This window comes from Tropicimonas marinistellae, from assembly GCF_001509585.1.
Classification (GTDB): domain Bacteria; phylum Pseudomonadota; class Alphaproteobacteria; order Rhodobacterales; family Rhodobacteraceae; genus Tropicimonas; species Tropicimonas marinistellae.
On sequence record NZ_LNCI01000001.1, the window covers coordinates 561,133 to 576,677 of the forward strand.

Annotated in this window: 21 protein-coding genes; 1 reads left to right on the plus strand and 20 read right to left on the minus strand. The window is 66.0% G+C overall.

What is annotated here, in order from left to right; translation table 11 throughout:
- Window positions 1–3: 3 nt before the first annotated feature.
- The 6 genes from ARC39_RS02555 to rplS all read right to left on the minus strand — a co-directional run bounded on the left by ARC39_RS02555 (window position 4) and on the right by rplS (window position 4,190).
- Window positions 4–969, minus strand: coding sequence for a DUF2927 domain-containing protein (locus ARC39_RS02555; RefSeq protein WP_236545099.1), 966 nt, complete (start codon window positions 967–969; stop codon window positions 4–6).
- Window positions 970–971: 2 nt separating this feature from the next.
- Complete coding sequence (locus ARC39_RS02560; RefSeq protein WP_068109512.1) at window positions 972–2,171, minus strand: toxic anion resistance protein; 1,200 nt, start codon at window positions 2,169–2,171, stop codon at window positions 972–974.
- 25 nt (window positions 2,172–2,196) lie between these two features.
- Window positions 2,197–3,087 carry a 5-bromo-4-chloroindolyl phosphate hydrolysis family protein gene (locus tag ARC39_RS02565; RefSeq protein ID WP_068109514.1) on the minus strand — a complete coding sequence of 297 codons (891 nt, stop codon included), beginning with the start codon at window positions 3,085–3,087 and terminating at the stop codon, window positions 2,197–2,199.
- Window positions 3,087–3,296: a hypothetical protein gene (locus ARC39_RS02570; RefSeq protein ID WP_068109515.1), complete on the minus strand. Its 210-nt coding sequence runs from the start codon at window positions 3,294–3,296 to the stop codon at window positions 3,087–3,089. Before ARC39_RS02570 ends, ARC39_RS02565 begins: the two co-directional genes overlap by 1 nt.
- A gap of 289 nt (window positions 3,297–3,585) precedes the next feature.
- On the minus strand, window positions 3,586–3,807 hold the full coding sequence (rpmE, locus tag ARC39_RS02575) for a 50S ribosomal protein L31 (RefSeq protein WP_068109518.1): 222 nt from the start codon (window positions 3,805–3,807) through the stop codon (window positions 3,586–3,588).
- Window positions 3,808–3,818: 11 nt separating this feature from the next.
- Entirely contained in the window at window positions 3,819–4,190 is a 372-nt protein-coding gene (gene rplS, locus ARC39_RS02580) for a 50S ribosomal protein L19 (protein ID WP_068109520.1), read from the minus strand.
- Between the two features lie 361 nt (window positions 4,191–4,551).
- On the opposite strand from rplS, the gene ARC39_RS02585 reads away from it, so the two are divergent.
- The gene (locus ARC39_RS02585; protein WP_068109524.1) at window positions 4,552–5,058 is read left to right on the plus strand and encodes a hydrolase; all 507 of its coding nucleotides are present in this window, start codon (window positions 4,552–4,554) and stop codon (window positions 5,056–5,058) included.
- Between the two features lie 57 nt (window positions 5,059–5,115).
- Here the strand turns inward: ARC39_RS02585 and trmD are convergent, their stop codons facing one another.
- The 14 genes from trmD to ARC39_RS02655 form a co-directional block, all read right to left on the minus strand.
- Entirely contained in the window at window positions 5,116–5,931 is an 816-nt protein-coding gene (trmD, locus tag ARC39_RS02590) for a tRNA (guanosine(37)-N1)-methyltransferase TrmD (RefSeq protein ID WP_068109527.1), read from the minus strand.
- Entirely contained in the window at window positions 5,924–6,856 is a 933-nt protein-coding gene (locus ARC39_RS02595; protein WP_068109530.1) for a hypothetical protein, read from the minus strand. The genes trmD and ARC39_RS02595 overlap by 8 nt, the downstream gene beginning before the upstream one ends.
- Entirely contained in the window at window positions 6,856–7,362 is a 507-nt protein-coding gene (rimM, locus tag ARC39_RS02600; RefSeq protein ID WP_068109533.1) for a ribosome maturation factor RimM, read from the minus strand. Before rimM ends, ARC39_RS02595 begins: the two co-directional genes overlap by 1 nt.
- A 26-nt stretch (window positions 7,363–7,388) precedes the next feature.
- The gene (gene rpsP, locus ARC39_RS02605; protein ID WP_068109535.1) at window positions 7,389–7,808 is read right to left on the minus strand and encodes a 30S ribosomal protein S16; all 420 of its coding nucleotides are present in this window, start codon (window positions 7,806–7,808) and stop codon (window positions 7,389–7,391) included.
- Window positions 7,809–7,854: 46 nt separating this feature from the next.
- The gene (locus tag ARC39_RS02610) at window positions 7,855–8,151 is read right to left on the minus strand and encodes a chorismate mutase (protein ID WP_068109539.1); all 297 of its coding nucleotides are present in this window, start codon (window positions 8,149–8,151) and stop codon (window positions 7,855–7,857) included.
- Complete coding sequence (locus ARC39_RS02615) at window positions 8,144–8,749, minus strand: GNAT family N-acetyltransferase (protein ID WP_068109542.1); 606 nt, start codon at window positions 8,747–8,749, stop codon at window positions 8,144–8,146. Before ARC39_RS02615 ends, ARC39_RS02610 begins: the two co-directional genes overlap by 8 nt.
- Window positions 8,750–8,843: 94 nt before the next feature.
- Window positions 8,844–9,929: a GNAT family N-acetyltransferase gene (locus ARC39_RS02620; RefSeq protein ID WP_068109544.1), complete on the minus strand. Its 1,086-nt coding sequence runs from the start codon at window positions 9,927–9,929 to the stop codon at window positions 8,844–8,846.
- On the minus strand, window positions 9,926–10,459 hold the full coding sequence (locus tag ARC39_RS02625) for a GNAT family N-acetyltransferase (RefSeq protein ID WP_068109547.1): 534 nt from the start codon (window positions 10,457–10,459) through the stop codon (window positions 9,926–9,928). The genes ARC39_RS02620 and ARC39_RS02625 overlap by 4 nt, the downstream gene beginning before the upstream one ends.
- Window positions 10,456–10,971 carry a GNAT family N-acetyltransferase gene (locus tag ARC39_RS02630; protein ID WP_068109551.1) on the minus strand — a complete coding sequence of 172 codons (516 nt, stop codon included), beginning with the start codon at window positions 10,969–10,971 and terminating at the stop codon, window positions 10,456–10,458. Before ARC39_RS02630 ends, ARC39_RS02625 begins: the two co-directional genes overlap by 4 nt.
- A gap of 28 nt (window positions 10,972–10,999) precedes the next feature.
- Window positions 11,000–11,539, minus strand: coding sequence for a GNAT family N-acetyltransferase (locus ARC39_RS02635; protein WP_068109553.1), 540 nt, complete (start codon window positions 11,537–11,539; stop codon window positions 11,000–11,002).
- 9 nt (window positions 11,540–11,548) lie between these two features.
- The gene (gene ffh, locus ARC39_RS02640; protein ID WP_068109555.1) at window positions 11,549–13,063 is read right to left on the minus strand and encodes a signal recognition particle protein; all 1,515 of its coding nucleotides are present in this window, start codon (window positions 13,061–13,063) and stop codon (window positions 11,549–11,551) included.
- A 219-nt stretch (window positions 13,064–13,282) separates the two neighbouring features.
- Entirely contained in the window at window positions 13,283–13,723 is a 441-nt protein-coding gene (locus ARC39_RS02645; RefSeq protein WP_068109558.1) for a c-type cytochrome, read from the minus strand.
- A 133-nt stretch (window positions 13,724–13,856) separates the two neighbouring features.
- Entirely contained in the window at window positions 13,857–14,447 is a 591-nt protein-coding gene (locus ARC39_RS02650; RefSeq protein ID WP_068109560.1) for an FMN-dependent NADH-azoreductase, read from the minus strand.
- 161 nt (window positions 14,448–14,608) lie between these two features.
- Entirely contained in the window at window positions 14,609–15,544 is a 936-nt protein-coding gene (locus ARC39_RS02655) for an EF-hand domain-containing protein (protein WP_068109563.1), read from the minus strand.
- Between the last annotated feature and the right edge of the window lies 1 nt (window position 15,545).

Below are 15,545 nucleotides of genomic sequence, written 5' to 3' on the forward strand. Positions count from 1 at the left end.
AGATCAACTTTCGCCGCCCATAAGCTCCGATGCAATCACCTTCACGATCGGCCGGGCGGTATCGGCCGTCATGCCGACGCGCAAGCGCCGGTCGTAGAGAATGCGGAGCAGCAACTCGTCATGGCGCGTCAGCAGCGCGAATTCCTCGTCGTCATTGAAGATCGACGGTCTCGCAAGGGGGCTGTCGTTCGGCAGCCCGAGCCCCTGGGCGACCTCTTCATGCAGGCACGACAAACGCAGCAGGTCCGGGTGTTCGCCGCGGATCACAGCCACCGCGCGGTGGTAGGCAGGATTGTCCGTGCTCGACAACGCGAACGCGAGGCAGAACGTCTCCCGCGGCATGTTTTCGATGGCATTGATCGTTGAGCGCTCGATGGACGGCACCAGTTGCCGCAGCCATGGGCCGTATTGGCGGCGCTCGTTCTCGTGCAACATCAATACGTGGAAATTGGCATTGGACCCCTGGGTCATCGTGATGGGGTGGCCAGTGGCACGCGAAAGCTGACGGACATAGGCCTCCAGCGCCAGCCGGTCTCGGGCGCGTTGATCCTCCGGGATCGTTGCGCCAAACACCAGCTTGATCCGGACCGGCCGCTCCCACCGGCTCAACTGGCTCTCGGTCTGCTCCGCGACGAGTTGGCCGGCACGCGACACGTACTCGTCATAGAGCGCGATGCGAACGAAATTCGTCACCAGGTTGTGCGCGGCAAAGGGCGTATCCGGGCTGTCTGTCTCGGTGCGCAGCAATCCCCTGGCGAGGAAATCCTGTTGAACGCGCCGATAATAGCGCTCCAATTCGTAGGATTCCTGAGAGCGGGTCGGAACCTGCGGCGCCGCGAGCCCGGCGGACGGCGCGTCGGGCCGCGCCGGCGGAACCGGAACGGGGCCGCGGGGCGCCGGTGCCTCGCAGCCCGAAAGGATTGCCAGCACCGCGGCCAGCAATCCCGCCTTTGCCGTCAGTCGCGTCACACTCAGCCAGCCGGGACCGATGTTGCCGCGGTGTCGCCGAGGCCGGTCTGGCGTGCCTTTGCCGATGCCAGCGTGTCGCGCAATTCATGCTCCATCTTCACAAGTTCCTCTTCGGCGGCCGCGCGCCGTGCCTTGCCCTCGTCCGCGATGGCGAGGCTTTCGTTGATCGTGGCGATCAGGTCGGCGTTGGCCTGCTTGACGGCCTCGATATCGAAGACACCGCGCTCCATTTCTTCCCGCACGACCTTGTTCGTCTCGCGCAGGTTCTTGGCATTGGCCGTCAGCAGATCGTTGGTCAGGTCATTCGCTTCGCGCACCGCGCCGGCGGCCTCGGCGGAGCGCTGGATTGTGACCGCCTGTGCAAGCTGCGTCTCCCAGAGCGGCACGGTGTTGACCAGCGTCGAGTTGATCTTCGTAACCAGCGACTTGTCGTTTTCCTGCACAAGGCGGATCGAGGGCAAGGATTGCATGGTGACCTGGCGGGTGAGCTTCAGATCGTGCACCCGGCGCTCCAGGTCGTCGCGCGCGGCGCGCATGTCGCGCAGCTCCTGCGCCTTCATTACCTGGTCGCCTTCTGGCGCCGCCTGAACCTCGGCTTCCTTGGCCGGGATGACGGTGCCGTCCATCTCGGCGAGCTTCGCTTCGCCGGCCGCGATATAGAGCGCCAGCTCGTCATAGAAATTGAGCGTCTTGTCGTAGAGCAGATCCAGCGACTTGATGTCCTTCAGCAGCGTGTGCTCGTGGCCGAGCAGGTCGTCGGTGATCTTGTCGATCTGCCCCTGCACACCCTCGTAGTTTGCGACGAACTTCGCAAAGGGCGCGGTGCGGCCCAGGAGCTTCTCCCACCAGGTACGCTCCCGGCGCACGTCCAGTTCGGAGACCGAGAAGCCGCGGATCGTGGTGACAATGTCGCGCAGGGAATCGCCGGCCGGGCCGACATCCTTGTTCTTCACGTCGGCCAGCATCGCCTGCGAGATTTCCTGCAATTCCGCCTGCGCGGCGGAGCCGAAGGAAACTATGGAATTCGTATCGCCCATGTCGATCTCGTCCATGCGCTTGCGGATTTCCGCGCCGACGACGGCGTCGGCTTGCTCCAGCGGCACGATGTCGGCGGCCGGGGCGGGTTCGGGCAATTGCACTTCGACGACTTCCTTGACTGCGGTCACCGCCTCGGCGGCCTTCTGCTGGACTTCCTGCGACATCTCTATTCCTCCTGAAATCCGGTTTTCAATCCATTCTCACGCCTTCGCGCTGCAACCGGTCGCGCAGCACTTCGATCTCGACATCGAGGGCCGAACGGTCCGAGACCATCAGCGTCTCGGTCTTGGCGCTGAAATTGCGTTCAAGATCGTCCAGCAGGGCGACGTAGTTTTCCCGGGCCTGCGGATCGCGGTTGCGGGCATAGAGATCGGCGAACTTGATCGTCGCCTCGGCCGCGCCCTTGAGATAGACCACGAGAAACTTGCGTGCCGCGGTAAGATCGCGCGGATCCTCCTCCACGGTGCGGCACATGTGCCGTGCGGTGGCCTGGAAGCCCTCGACGCGACGCTCCAGCTTGCGATCTCCGGCCTTGGATATCGCGTCGCCCATTCGTTCGAGTTGTTCTTCCGCTTCGTCGACGACCCGGGCGACCCGGTCCTGCTGGAAGGTGTCGACACCTTCGATGTTCTTGTCGGCGAGCGGATCGATTCCGAAAGCCGCAAGGTGCAGTACGACCGCGATTGCGCCGTAGATCAGCGGTTGGGCAAGCCCGCCGGTCTGATGCGAGAAGGCCGCGAGAAACACGCCAAAGCCGGCAAGCACCGCGGCCACGATCTTGCGCGGCAGGGCAGGGCGGCGGGCGACCTTGCGGGCGTCGTAGGCCGCTTCGGCCTTCACCCCCTCGGACAGCATGAAGACGGCCGAGGCAAGCACCGCGGCGGCACCGAGATCGAGCGCCATGCCCGTGGCGTCCTGCCGGAAGGCGGTGAAGAGCAACGGGACCGGCGCGAGGTAGAGCAGGTTGATGCGCGCCGCCGCCCGCGCGCGCGGGCGCGCCACGGGCCTTGGGGCCGGACCCGGGCCATCGGTCTTGCCATCCGCGTCGGGTGAATACTTGCCGCCATAGCGCTGTGCCATCAATCCGCTCCGATCACGCCGAGCGATACACCGAACACAAGAACCCACAGGATAATGAAGGCGATCCTGGGAATCAGGCCGCTTTTCATGGGCCCTTCGTCGAATGCTTTTCCTGCGGATCCGGCAATGGCCGCTCCAGCGAGTGTAATACCGACCACCAGCGCCGCCATGACCGCGAGCGCCAGCACGAGAGAAACGAGGATTCGCATGGGGTTGCCCCTTTAGCCGCACCTAACCCCGGTTATACGACAAGGACATGACCCCGACCAGCACCAAGGAAGGGCGGTTGGACGCGTATCGCCGGGCCGGCCGGTGTCGGCAGGCTCCCGCCCGTCGTCGGGGCATCGCAGATGCCCCTCCTCCCGTTGGGCCGGGCCGCGCGCGATGCGCGCGGGGGGGCAGGCGGTTCCGGCGACGCCCAGGGCGAATAGCAAGAGGAACCAACAAAAAACGCCGCCCCTGGGGGGCGGCGTCCTGCACTGTCGTTGATCCTTCGGCTCAGAAGCCGAGGCCCTCGTATTTTTTCTTGAACTTCGAAACGCGTCCGCCGGTGTCCATCAGCTTCTGCGAGCCGCCGGTCCATGCGGGGTGCGAGGAGGGGTCGATATCGAGCGCCAGCTGCTCGCCTTCCTTGCCCCAGGTCGATTTCATGCGAACCACCGTGCCATCGGTCATCTTGACGTCGATGGCGTGGTAGTCGGGATGCAGATCCTTTTTCATCGCGCCGCTCCTTACGACTTGGGCTTGTAGGTGGAATCTTCCGCGATCCGGGCCGACTTGCCGCGGCGCGAGCGCAGGTAGTAGAGCTTCGCCCGGCGGACACGGCCGCGACGGACAACAGTGATGCTCTCGATATTGGTCGAATGCAGCGGGAAGACACGCTCCACGCCTTCGCCGAAAGAGATCTTCCGCACCGTGAAGGAGCCGGCGATCCCCTCGCCGTTTTTCCGCGCGATGCAGACGCCCTCGTAATTCTGGACCCGGCTGCGCGAGCCTTCGGTCACCTTGTAGCCGACACGAACGGTGTCGCCGGCCTTGAAGTCGGGAATCTCCTTCCCGAGGGAGGCGATCTGTTCGGCCTCCAGTTCTGCGATCAGATCCATCTGATGCGCTCCTCATGCTGCTTGCGGTTGTCCCGCAAAGTGTTTCGCGCCCTCAGAGCTCCTGGTCTTCATCGGGTCCGCCCGAAAACACTCGGTGCGCCCGCCGGAGGTCAGGTCGTCATTGCCTTGAACGGTTCCGTTCGATTCGCCGGTGAGTCGGGATCGAAGAAGATCCGCCCAATAGGCCCGGACACAAAGCAAAACCACCCGAGTCGGTTGCCCGCCCGGGATGCGGCTGTCTACGTCGTTCAATCGCCCATTGCAAGCGTCCACGGGCCTTCGTGCCGATGGCCGGTCCATGACGGGAATCATCGCGCGCCGGCAGGCTTCGCGGTATACTCCCGGACGGGAGGTTAATCCGATGCAAACCAACCAAGTTCCCCATTACGACGACAGCGTGAACCCGACGGCGTGCTGCCCGAAATTCAATCCCGACGGGTGGGACGGAGCCGAGCTTCACTTCGAGAACAAGCCGTTCCTGCGGGCCCAAACCCGCAGCGCCATGCATATCCCGCTCAACATCGGCAAGGTCTTCGCCCGCGTTGACGCGCACATGAAGGATGCCGGCGGCTGGGACACGTCCAACATGATCATCCTGAGCCGCGACATCTCTCCGTGGAAGTCCGAGCATTTCTTTTCGACCGATGAAACGGTTGCCGACGAGGAAATGACGACGCTCACCGGTGATTTCGTCACCAAGGTGTTCGAAGGTCCCTACAAGGACGCGCGGCACTGGATCGAGGAGATGCGGAAGATCGCGGCAGAGCGGGGCAAGGAGCCGAAGGAGATCTTCTTCTTCTACACGACCTGCCCGAAATGCGCGAAGCACTACGGGAAGAACTACGTCGTGGGCGTGGTGCAGATCTAGCGTGGCGCAACAGCCGCGCCCGGTGCCGGTTGAGGCGCGCGCGCCTCACCGCGTTGCCTACCCTTGCTTGCCCTCATGGCGGGCTTGCCAGGCCGCCCAGAGATCCGGCCGGCGGGCGCGGGTGAGCGCCTTGGCCTGCGCGCGCCGCCATTCGTGGATATTCGCGTGATGGCCCGACAGAAGCACCTCCGGCACGGCATGGCCGCGCCAGTCGTTGGGCCGCGTGAACTGCGGATGCTCCAATAGCCCTTCGGAGAAGCTCTCTTCCTCGGTCGAGGCCTGATTTCCCAGAACCCCCGGCAGCAGCCGCACCGTGGCGTCGATCATCGCCTGCGCCGCGATTTCCCCGCCGGTCATCACGAAATCGCCCAGCGAGACCTCCTCGATCCCGTAGGCGTCCAGCACCCGCTGGTCGACGCCTTCGAAGCGCCCGCAGAGCATCGTCACCCCATCGGCGCGGGCCCAGTTGCGGGCCGTCGCCTGGGTGAAGGGCCTGCCTCGCGGCGAGAGGTAGACCAGCGGCCAGCGGCCTCGCTCCGCCGGCGTCCCTTTCGCCGCCTCGTCAAGCGCATCGGCGACGACGTCGGCGCGCAGGACCATTCCGGCGCCGCCGCCGGTGGGAGTGTCGTCCACATTCCGGTGCCGACCGACGCCGAAGAGCCGCAGGTCTATCGTTTCCAGCGCCCAGAGCCCGTCCTGCAGTGCTTTTCCCGTGAGCGATTCCCCCAGAACGCCGGGAAAGGCGTCCGGAAACAACGTGACGATCTTGGCCGTCCAGGCACCGGTGATGCGCGGCGTCGGGGTCATGAGATCGCGCGGGATCAGGCTGGGGGCGATGGCGAGACGGCCGTGGGATTTGGGTTTGTCAGCCATCGTCGCTCAGATCCCTTTCGATGTCTTCGATCCTTTGGGCCAGCGAAACCAGCGCGTCGGACAATTCCTCATGCCCCGGCGCGATCTGGCCTGCGATATCCAGCAGCCGGGTCACGGATGGCATGTCTGCGTGGGTCGTGGGAAAGCCGTCGAGCAGGTCGCTGGCCAGACGCAGGAAATGCGCGAGCGTGACGGTGTCGGCCGCCGCGACGATCTGGTCGAAGGCCTGTGCCATGCGGCCGGCGCCGATCTCCTGCCAGGCGAGGCCGCCGTCCGAGGCCAGCAACAGCGCGGCGTGTCGGTCGCGCCGCGTGCCGGTGCGCTCCGCCCGGTTGAGGAAGGCATCGAGCAGGATCGAGGCACGGACCTCCCCGTCAAGCGGAAGCAGGATGTCGCGCAGCGCCGCTTCGGAGGCCGCCTCGGCTGGCAGCGCGTCGATCTCGCCATAGGCCACCGCCAGTGCTGCCGCCTCAGAACCGGTGGGGTGCTTGAGCGGCAGGTCCGGGTCCTGATCGAGGATCTCCTCGGCGTCGTCGGCGAATTCGTTCAGGGTTTTCAGTGCCGCTTCCACGAAGGCTTCCGTCTCCGCTTCCTTTTTCGGCTGCCACAGCACCCGGCCGAGCGCCAGCGCTCCGAGGCCCATGACCAGCCAGGCCGCGAGCGGCGCGGTCGCCTCGATCCCGAACAACGCGCGCAGCATCACGCCCAGCCCCAGGCACATGGAGGCCAGCGCGAAATGCAGCATGATGGTCGGCAGCACGAAGGCCATCCCGTCGCGAAACGGCTCCGTGCGCATGATCAGCACCCAGAGGAAGAACAGCCCCGCAAAAGGCACAACGGCGACATAGGCCGCACCCGTGGCACCGGCACCGATCGGCGCGGCGTAGAACATCGCACCGGCCAGCCCCAGGCGCCAGCGTTTCATCAGAAGAGCCCTTCGGGCGGGTCGGCGACAATGCGACCGGCGGCGATGTCCACTGTCGGCACCGCGTCCCGGGTGAACGGCAGAAGCACGGTTGTCTTCAACCCCGGGCCGTGGATTTCCAGCATGTCGCCGGCGCCGAATTCCTGCACCGCCCGCACGGTTCCCAGCAGCGTGCCGCCGGTGTCGCGTACTTCCAGCCCGATCAGATCGGCGTGGTAGAACTCGTCCTCCGGCAGCGCCGGCATCCGGTCGCGGTCCGCGAACAGGCGCGTGCCTTTCAACGCATCCGCCTGTTCCTTGCTGGCCACGCCCACAAGGCGCGCGGCCAGCCCGTTCTTGACCGGCCGCGTGATCTCCACCGAGAAACTGCCGGTGCCGTCCTCGGTGTAGAGCGGGCCATAGGCGGCGATGTCGTCGGGCTGGGCGCAGAAGCTCTTCAGCCGCACCTCACCCTGCACGCCGAACGCACCGGCAATCGCGCCGACGCAAACGCGGGCTTCAGACATCGCCAGACCCTCCGGGCAAGGCCGCCTTACTCGACGGCGGCCTCTTCGGTTTCCTCAGCCGGAGCCTCGGCCGGAGCTTCGGTCGCTGCAGCAGCGGCTTCAGCGGCCTCGGCCTCCTTGGCGGCTTTCTCCTCGGCACGCTCCTGCGCCTTCTTGCCCGGCTTGGCCTTGTTGGGGTTGTTGCGCTCGACCTTGTCCTTGGTGCCGGCGGCTTCCAGGAAGCGGCTGATACGGTCGGTCGGCTGGGCGCCCTGGTCGAGCCAGTACTGCACGCGCTCCATGTCCATCTTCACGCGCTCTTCGCTGTCCTTCGGCAGAAGCGGGTTGTAGGTGCCCAGCTTCTCGATGAACCGGCCATCGCGCGGCATGCGGCTATCGGCAGCGACGATGGAATAGAACGGGCGCTTCTTGGAGCCGCCGCGGGCGAGACGAATTTTCATGGCCATTGTTTTTCTCCTTCGAATGGCGGTGATTGGGCCGGTTATACGGCCGTCATTCCTGGTGTTTCTTGTGGTGTCGGATGACTTCCTGAATGATGAAGTTCAGGAATGCCTTGGCGAAATCGGGGTCCAGGTCGGCCCGTATCGCCAAATCTTCGAGCCGCTCGATCTGCGCGGATTCGCGCGTCGGATCGGACGGGGGAAGGTCGTGTGTGGCCTTGAGCTTGCCCACCGCCTGCGTGTGGGCAAAGCGCTCGGCGAGCGTGTAGACAAGGATCGCGTCCAGCCGGTCGATGCTGTCGCGGTGCTCCTTGAGCAACTCGGCGGCGCGGGCAACGGCGTCAGTCAATGGCGTATCCCTTCGGCTTGAACAGCGGATCGTAATAGGAGCGGATCTCCAGCTCGATCCCGTCGCGAAGCTGGCCGTCGCGGAGCCGGGCCGGCGACGGGTGGCGGTACACGACGTCGTTGCCGTCGACAGACGCGGCAGACGGGTCCTTGGTCGCGCCAAGCCGCTCGGCCAGACGGATCGAATCGAGGTCCTTGGGATCGAGGTAGGAAACGGCGGTCTCCCATCCGCCATCGTCGTAGAAGTACCGCCGCGCCCGGTGCGTGGCTTCCAGCGCGTAGCCATGTCCGGACTTTTCCGGCCAGATGAACCAGGCAATCTCCCGTTCCGGCCACTTGGGCGGAAACCAACCGCCAGCCATGCCAAGCGTCTCGTCGGTCTCCCGCAGGTGGATCATCCACATGCCGAAGCCGCGGATCTCCCAATGCCCGATCTCGGCGGCGTAGAGCATCCAGATCTCGTAGGCGTTGAGCGGCCCGCCCATGAAGCGCGAGCGGTAGGACGAGAAGGTCGAGCGGAAGTTCGGGTAATCCTCGGGTTCGGGCCCACGAAGGATCAACCGCTCCGTCTCCAGTGTCGGAATGCTGCGATGCCCCATCAGACAGCCTCCTCGATTTCGGCGCGCCAAAGACGCAGGCGCTCGGTGCCAGCCGGTCGTGCTTCCGGCGCACGCAACCTGTTTGTGAAACGGTTCATGCGTATGCCTCCGGGTTGCCGTCCGCGTCGGCGGCGGGGTGACGGTAGACGAGGCAGGAAACACCAACGGGTCCGGTCGCATCGGGATCGGGTTTGCAGCCGAGCCGCTCGGCAACCCGGATCGAGGACGTGTCATCCGGATCGCAATAGCTGACCAGCGAGGTCAGCCCCGCGTGCATGTAGGCGTAATCGCGCAGCGTCATTGCGGCGCCTGTCGCGACGCCCTTCCCGCGGAAACCGTCGTAGAGGCTCCAGCCGAGCTCCGGTTCCGGCGAGCCGGGTGCACTGGTTATCCTGACAAAACCCGCCGGCTGACCATCGACCTCGATCGTCAGGCCGCCATAGCCAAAGAGCGGCCAGTGGGCGATGTCATTCGCAAACCGGTTCCAGGCCGTATCGCGCGAGACCGGGGCGGACGAGCCGGGCGCGTGCGCCGACGCGAAATGGGCCGCGTAGGCTCCGAAATCGTCGAGATTGTAGGGGCGCAGCAAGAAACGCGGCGTCCGAAGGGTCGGCGGTCCCGCGCCGTCCGTCTTGCGGCGCGTCTGAACGGGAAGCACGCTCTCGGCTCTCACCGGGCCGGGGTGGCGATAGACGTCATGCGGGCCAATGGACGCCGGGTAGGTGGCTTCTGGGTCGAGCGACGCACCCATCCGAAGCGCAAGCTGGATCGCGTTGCGGTTCTCTGCATGGATATAGGTGACGGCGGTGGTCCAGCCGAGCGTGTCGAACGCATGGGCACGCGCGGCGGTCGCCGCCTCGTGGGCGAAGCCATGACCGGCCACGTCTGCCTGCCAGAGTTGCCAGGTGATTTCCGGTTCGATGAAACTGTCCGGGAAATGCGGCCCGATCAGGCCAATCCCGCCGGGCGCGTCGCGCCGTTCGATGACAAACCTGCCGAATCCCTTCTGCTGCCAATGCGCGAGAATGGCTTCGAAGCGGTCGCGCGACTGGCGCGGGGCGACGACGGGGCCATGTGTGGCCCGCCAATCCGAGGCATAGTAGGTCTGATACGCCCCCATGTCCGCAGGCACGGGGCGGCGCAGCAGCAGCCGGTCGGTTTCCAGGCGTTCCACGATCATGCCGCAGCTCCCGGTCCGGGATGCCTGTAGACGAGGCAATCGGGGGCGTGCTGCGGGCGTGGTGCGGCTGCATCCGCAAAGGCGCCCAGCCGTTCCGCGAGCGCGACAGAGCGGTCGTTGCCCGGGCGGATATAGCTGACAGCCGTCGTCCAGCCCATCGGGCCGAATGCGTGGTCGCGGATCGCGCTGGCGGCCTCGAAGGCATAGCCCCGGCCCTCGTAGCCGTCATACATGATCCAGCCGATCTCTGCTTCGGGCCAGGTGGCCGGTTGCCAGCAGCCGGCATGGCCGGCGGGGGTCTCCGACCCTCGCTCGCAGATCGTCCACATCCCGAAGCCGCGTATGAGCCAGTGGCCGAGCAGCGTCGCGAAGCCGGCCCATGTCTCGCGCTCCCCGCGCGGCCCGCCGGTGTATTGCGACCGCTCGGAGGCGAAGTACGCCCGATAGGCCGGGAAATCCGCCGTCACCGGCGCGCGCAGCACCAGACGTTCGGTCTCCAGCACCGGGATATCCAAGTGAATGCCGCTCATGCCGCCTCGCCGGGGTGGGGGTGGCGGTACACGAGGTCCTCGGGGTCCGGTCGGTCGGCACGCTCGTCGAGGCGTGCGCCCAGCCGCTCGGCCACGCGGATGGAGGCGGCATTCTCCGGGGAAATGTAGCTGACAAGCGTCGACAGACCGCGCGGGCCAAAGGCCCAGTCTCGGGCGGCGCCTGCGGCTTCCGCGGCGTACCCCTGGCCCTCGAAACCGTCGTAGAGCATCCAGCCGAGTTCGATCTCGGGGAAGAAATCGGGCCTGTTGCAGCCGATCTGCCCGATCACGGCGCCGTCCTCGCGCCGTTCCAGCGTCCAGCCGCCGCATCCGGTCAGCGCCCAGGCCCCGGAATCCGCGGCAAACCACAGCCATGCGTCGCGCCGGCTGATCGGTCCGCCCATGTACTTGGAGCGATCCGTTGCCAGCAGCGCCGCGAAGGGCTCGAAGTCCGCGACGCGCTGGCGTCGCAGGGTCAGGCGGTCTGTCGTCAGAATCGGGGCGTCCGTCATTTGGCGCCTCCGCGTGGGGTCGAGCGTCTCATGCCGCCCGCCTCCAGGGCTGGATCGGTGCCGGATCGCGCGTGGGTACGGGATGGCGGAAGACGAGCGCGTCCGCATCGGTATCGCTGAACGGGTCGGCAATCGCTCCGATGGTCCGGGCGAGCGCCGCGCTGCGCCTGTCTTCGGGCGCAACGAAACTGATGATCTCGCGCCAGCCGACGCCGCGGGCGGCGAAATCCCGCGCCGCGTGCAGGGCCTCGGGCGCCAGCGTGTCCGCATCCGCGGTGTCCCAGAACAGCCAGCCGAGTTCCGGCTCCGGCCAGCCGGTCGCATGCCAGGGGCCGGCAAGCCCGACGGGCTCGTCACACCCCTTGGGCAGGACGGCGAAGAGCCCGAGCCCGCAAAGATCCCAGTGGCAGACGATGGGGACCGTCTGCGCCAGCGCCCGCTCCCCGCTCAGCGGGGCGGTGGAAACATGCGGCTTGCCGCTTCGCAGCTGCGCAAGGATGGCACCAATATCCGCACGGGTCGGGCGGCGCAGGAACAGGCGATCTGTTTCGAGGACAGGCGTGCGCATCGGGGAAACCTATTTCTTCTTGCCAAAACCGGAGAGGCCGGGCGGCAGGGCCATGCCGCCGCCGCCGAGCCCGGGCAATCCGCCGGGCATGCCGCCGCCGGGCATATTGCCGAGCGCCTTGGCGGCCTTTTCCATGTCTGCCGGGTTCACGTTCGCCAGATCCTTCGGCAGGCCGCCGCCCTTGCCGAACATGCCGGACATGGCCTGTTTCAACAGGCCCTTCTTGCCCATTTTCTTCATCATGTCGGACATCTGCCGGTGCATCTTCAGAAGCTTGTTGAGGTCCGATACTTCCATGCCGGCGCCCCGCGCGATCCGCTTCTTGCGGCTCGCCTGCAGGATCTGCGGCGCGGCGCGCTCCTTCTTCGTCATCGAATCGATCAGCGCGATCTGGTGCTTGATGATCTTGTCGTCGAAACCGGCTTCGGCGATCTGGTTCTTCATCTTGCCCATGCCGGGCATCATGCCCATGACGCCTTCCATGCCGCCCATCTTGATCATCTGTTCAAGCTGCGCCTTCAGGTCGTTCATCGAGAACTGGCCCTTCTGGAAGCGCTTCATCATGCGCTCGGCCTGCTCGATCTCCAGCGTCTCCTGGGCCTTCTCCACGAGCGAGACGATGTCGCCCATGCCGAGGATCCGGCCGGCGATCCGCTCGGGGTGGAACTCCTCCAGAGCGTCCATCTTCTCGCCGAGGCCGACGAACTTGATCGGCTGGCCGGTGACGTAGCGCATCGACAGCGCCGCACCGCCGCGGCCATCGCCGTCCATCCGCGTCAGCACCACGCCGGAGATACCGATGCGGCTGTCGAAATTCTCCGCCGTGTGCACGGCGTCCTGGCCGGTCAGGCCGTCGACCACCAGCAGCGTTTCGCGCGGGGAGGTGGCATCGCGCACCGCCTCCACCTCGGCCATCAACTCGTCGTCGATGGAGAGACGCCCGGCAGTATCGAGCATGTAGACGTCGTAGCCGCCAAGCGTGGCCTGCTGCTTGGCGCGCTTGGCAATCTCGACCGGCTTCTGCCCCTTGATGATCGGCAGCGTGTCGACACCCACCTGCGTACCGAGGATCTGAAGCTGCTCCATGGCGGCGGGGCGGTTCACGTCGAGCGAGGCCATCAGCACCCGCTTGCCGTTCTTCTCCTTGAGACGCTTCGCGAGCTTGGCGGTGGTCGTCGTCTTGCCCGACCCCTGAAGCCCGACCATCAGGATCGGCGCGGGCGGGTTGTCGACCTTCAGCTCGCCCAGAGTTTCGGCGTCGCCGGCGAGGAAATGCACCAGCTCGTCATGGACGATCTTGACCACCTGTTGACCCGGCGTGACCGATTTCGTCACCGCCTGTCCGGTCGCCTTGCCCTGCACCGCCTTGATGAAGTTGCGCGCCACCGGCAGCGAGACATCGGCCTCCAAGAGCGCCACGCGGACCTCGCGGAGCGCCGTCTTGACGTCGTCCTCGGAAAGCGCGCCCTGCTTGGTCAGCCGGTCGAAGACTCCACCGAGGCGGTCTGATAATGTCTCGAACATGCCCCGGCCCTCCTTCGGCCATTGATTGCTGCCCTTGGCTCCGATGTAGGAAGCCCGTTTCCAAACGACAAACGCACCAGTGGGCGCAACGCGCTGACTGGTGGCGATCCTTCGCAAGCAAAGGACCGGAAGCTCGCACTTCCGGGTATCGCGGGCTCCCTACGCCGCGAACGGCCCCCGAGTCAAGCGCGGGAACGCAGTTTCCGGGGCTCGGTTGGTCTACTTTCTCTGCCGAAAGCTGTCGTGGCAGCCCTTGCAGGAGAGCCCCACGGTGGTGAACCCGGCTGCAAGGCTCTCCAGCGTAGCCGTGTCGAGCGCCGCGACCGCGACGCGGGACGCGTCGATGCGCGCGGCGAACGTGGCCGGATCGGTCCAGATTTCCGGGCGCGCCTCGCTTTTCGGATCGGTTTCCGGGGCCGCGAACAGGCCGGGCATGGCGTCTATCTCCGCCACAAGCTTGGCACGTGCGCCAGCGGCTGCATCCGCGTCGAAGGTCGCATCCCCCTTCACCATCGCAGAGAGGGTCTTCATGGCATCGTTGATCGCGCTCATGCCTTGCATCCGTGCAAGGACGGCCGGATTGCTAACGTCTTGATGTGCAAACGCCGCCCCTGCAACGAGAAGGGCGGCGATGGGGAGGAGAGTGAAGCGGTTTGGCATGTGGCTGACTGTCTCGATTGCAATTTGGACAACCACTCGGTTCTAGCCGAAAGCCGGTATGCCGAACAGCTATTCAGTTGCCGGCCGGTCGCCGGGGCAGGGAGGAGTTGCCCCGGACCACGGCCGCCGCGTGTCAGGCCGCGAGTTCGGCAACCTGGCTTTGTGCGGATTTGAGCGTTCCCTCGGGGTCGAGCGCCAGCCGGTCCGCATGCACCAGCTGCACGTCGGTCATCCCCATGAAGCCGAGCACGTGGCGCAGATACGGGGTCGCAAAATCGATTGGCGAGTTTGCTTCGGTTCCGCCCGACGCCATCGCGATGATGACCCGCTTTCCGGTCAGGAGGCCTTCGGGGCCGGCTTCGCTGTAGCGGAAGGTCACGCCGGCGCGCGCAACGAGGTCCACCCACGCCTTCAGGGCCGAGGGAACGCCGAAGTTGTAGACCGGCAGGCCAATGACGATCGTGTCGGCGGCTTTCAACTCGTCGATCAGCGTGTCGGAAAGTGCGATCATCTCGCGCTGCGCGTCACTCAGGGAATCGTCGCCCGCGCCTTTCGTCACGGTCACGAAACCCTCGTTGATATGCGGCAGGGGGCTGTCAGCGAGGTCGCGTGTCACCACCTCGGCGCCCGGAAACCGTGCGACGATCGTGTCGGTGAGTTCGCGGCTCACGGAGCCGGCGCGGCGGGCGGACGTGTCGATACGAAGAATCTTTTGAGTGGTCATCTGGTCGGTCCTTCAATCCTGAATTCTGGTGTCCCGTAACAGATGAGCCTGTTTGTTTTTGTGTTCAATCTGCGCAAATGTGCGTTCGTGTGTGCATATTTGAAAAGCACGCGGGCGGACCTCTCGGCCCGCCCGTATTCCCGGAGCGTTAGCCGCGCCGGTTACTTCACGGCTTCCACGCACACCGGGGCCGGAGCGTCGGGCGCGGTCCCTATCCGGCAATGCAGGATGTCGCCGGTGCGGGCATCGACAACCCAGAGCGCGCCGTCGTTCGTCGCGAACGCCTGGAAGGCGGCCGGTTGAGCCTGGCGCATGCCGCCTTGCCCCATCCCGCCAAACTGCGCGCCTTTCGGTCCCATGCTGCCGGGCCCCATGGTCGAATGCCAGCGGCCCATGTCGTCTCGGTCCGCCCCGCCGGGCGCCATTTGCTGACGCCATCCATGCCCGTGGCCCTGCATCATGCCGAATTGCTGGTTCTGCGCGTGACCCTGCATGCGGCCCATCTGGCCCCCCCTCTGGCCGTTTCCGCGATTGCCCATCGCGACGTCAGGGCCTTCTTGCCAACGCGGTCCGTCAAAGCCCTGACCCTGACCGCGCCCCTGTCCCATGCCGCGCTGCATGCCGGGGCCGGCGTTCGCGGCCTGTCCCGGCCCGCGGCCGAAATCGGCCGTGGTCAGGACGCCGTCGCCATTGCCATCCATGACGGCGATCCAGCCCTCCGCGGCCGCGAGGTACTCGGCTTGCGTGATGCTGCCGTCGCCGTCGGTGTCCATGGCCGCGCGCTGTAGCGGTTGCTGCCCCTGTGCGAGACCACGGCCGCGATCGTCGGGGCGTTGCATGGCGTCGGCACGTGCCGCGTCGAGCGCGGCGAATTCGTCCGCGCTCAGCGCGCCATCCTCGTCGGCGTCAAAGCTTGCAAAGATGTCCGCGCGCCGGGCCTGAATCTCTTCCAGCGTCACGGTGCCGTCCGCGTCGCCGTCCCACATGGAGAGAAAGGTCTCGCCCGGGGCAAAGCCGCCGGGGGCGGCCTGTTGTGCCATGGCCGGCGCCGAAAGGCTGGCCGCGATGGCAAGTGCGGAAATAACGGTGCGTTTCATG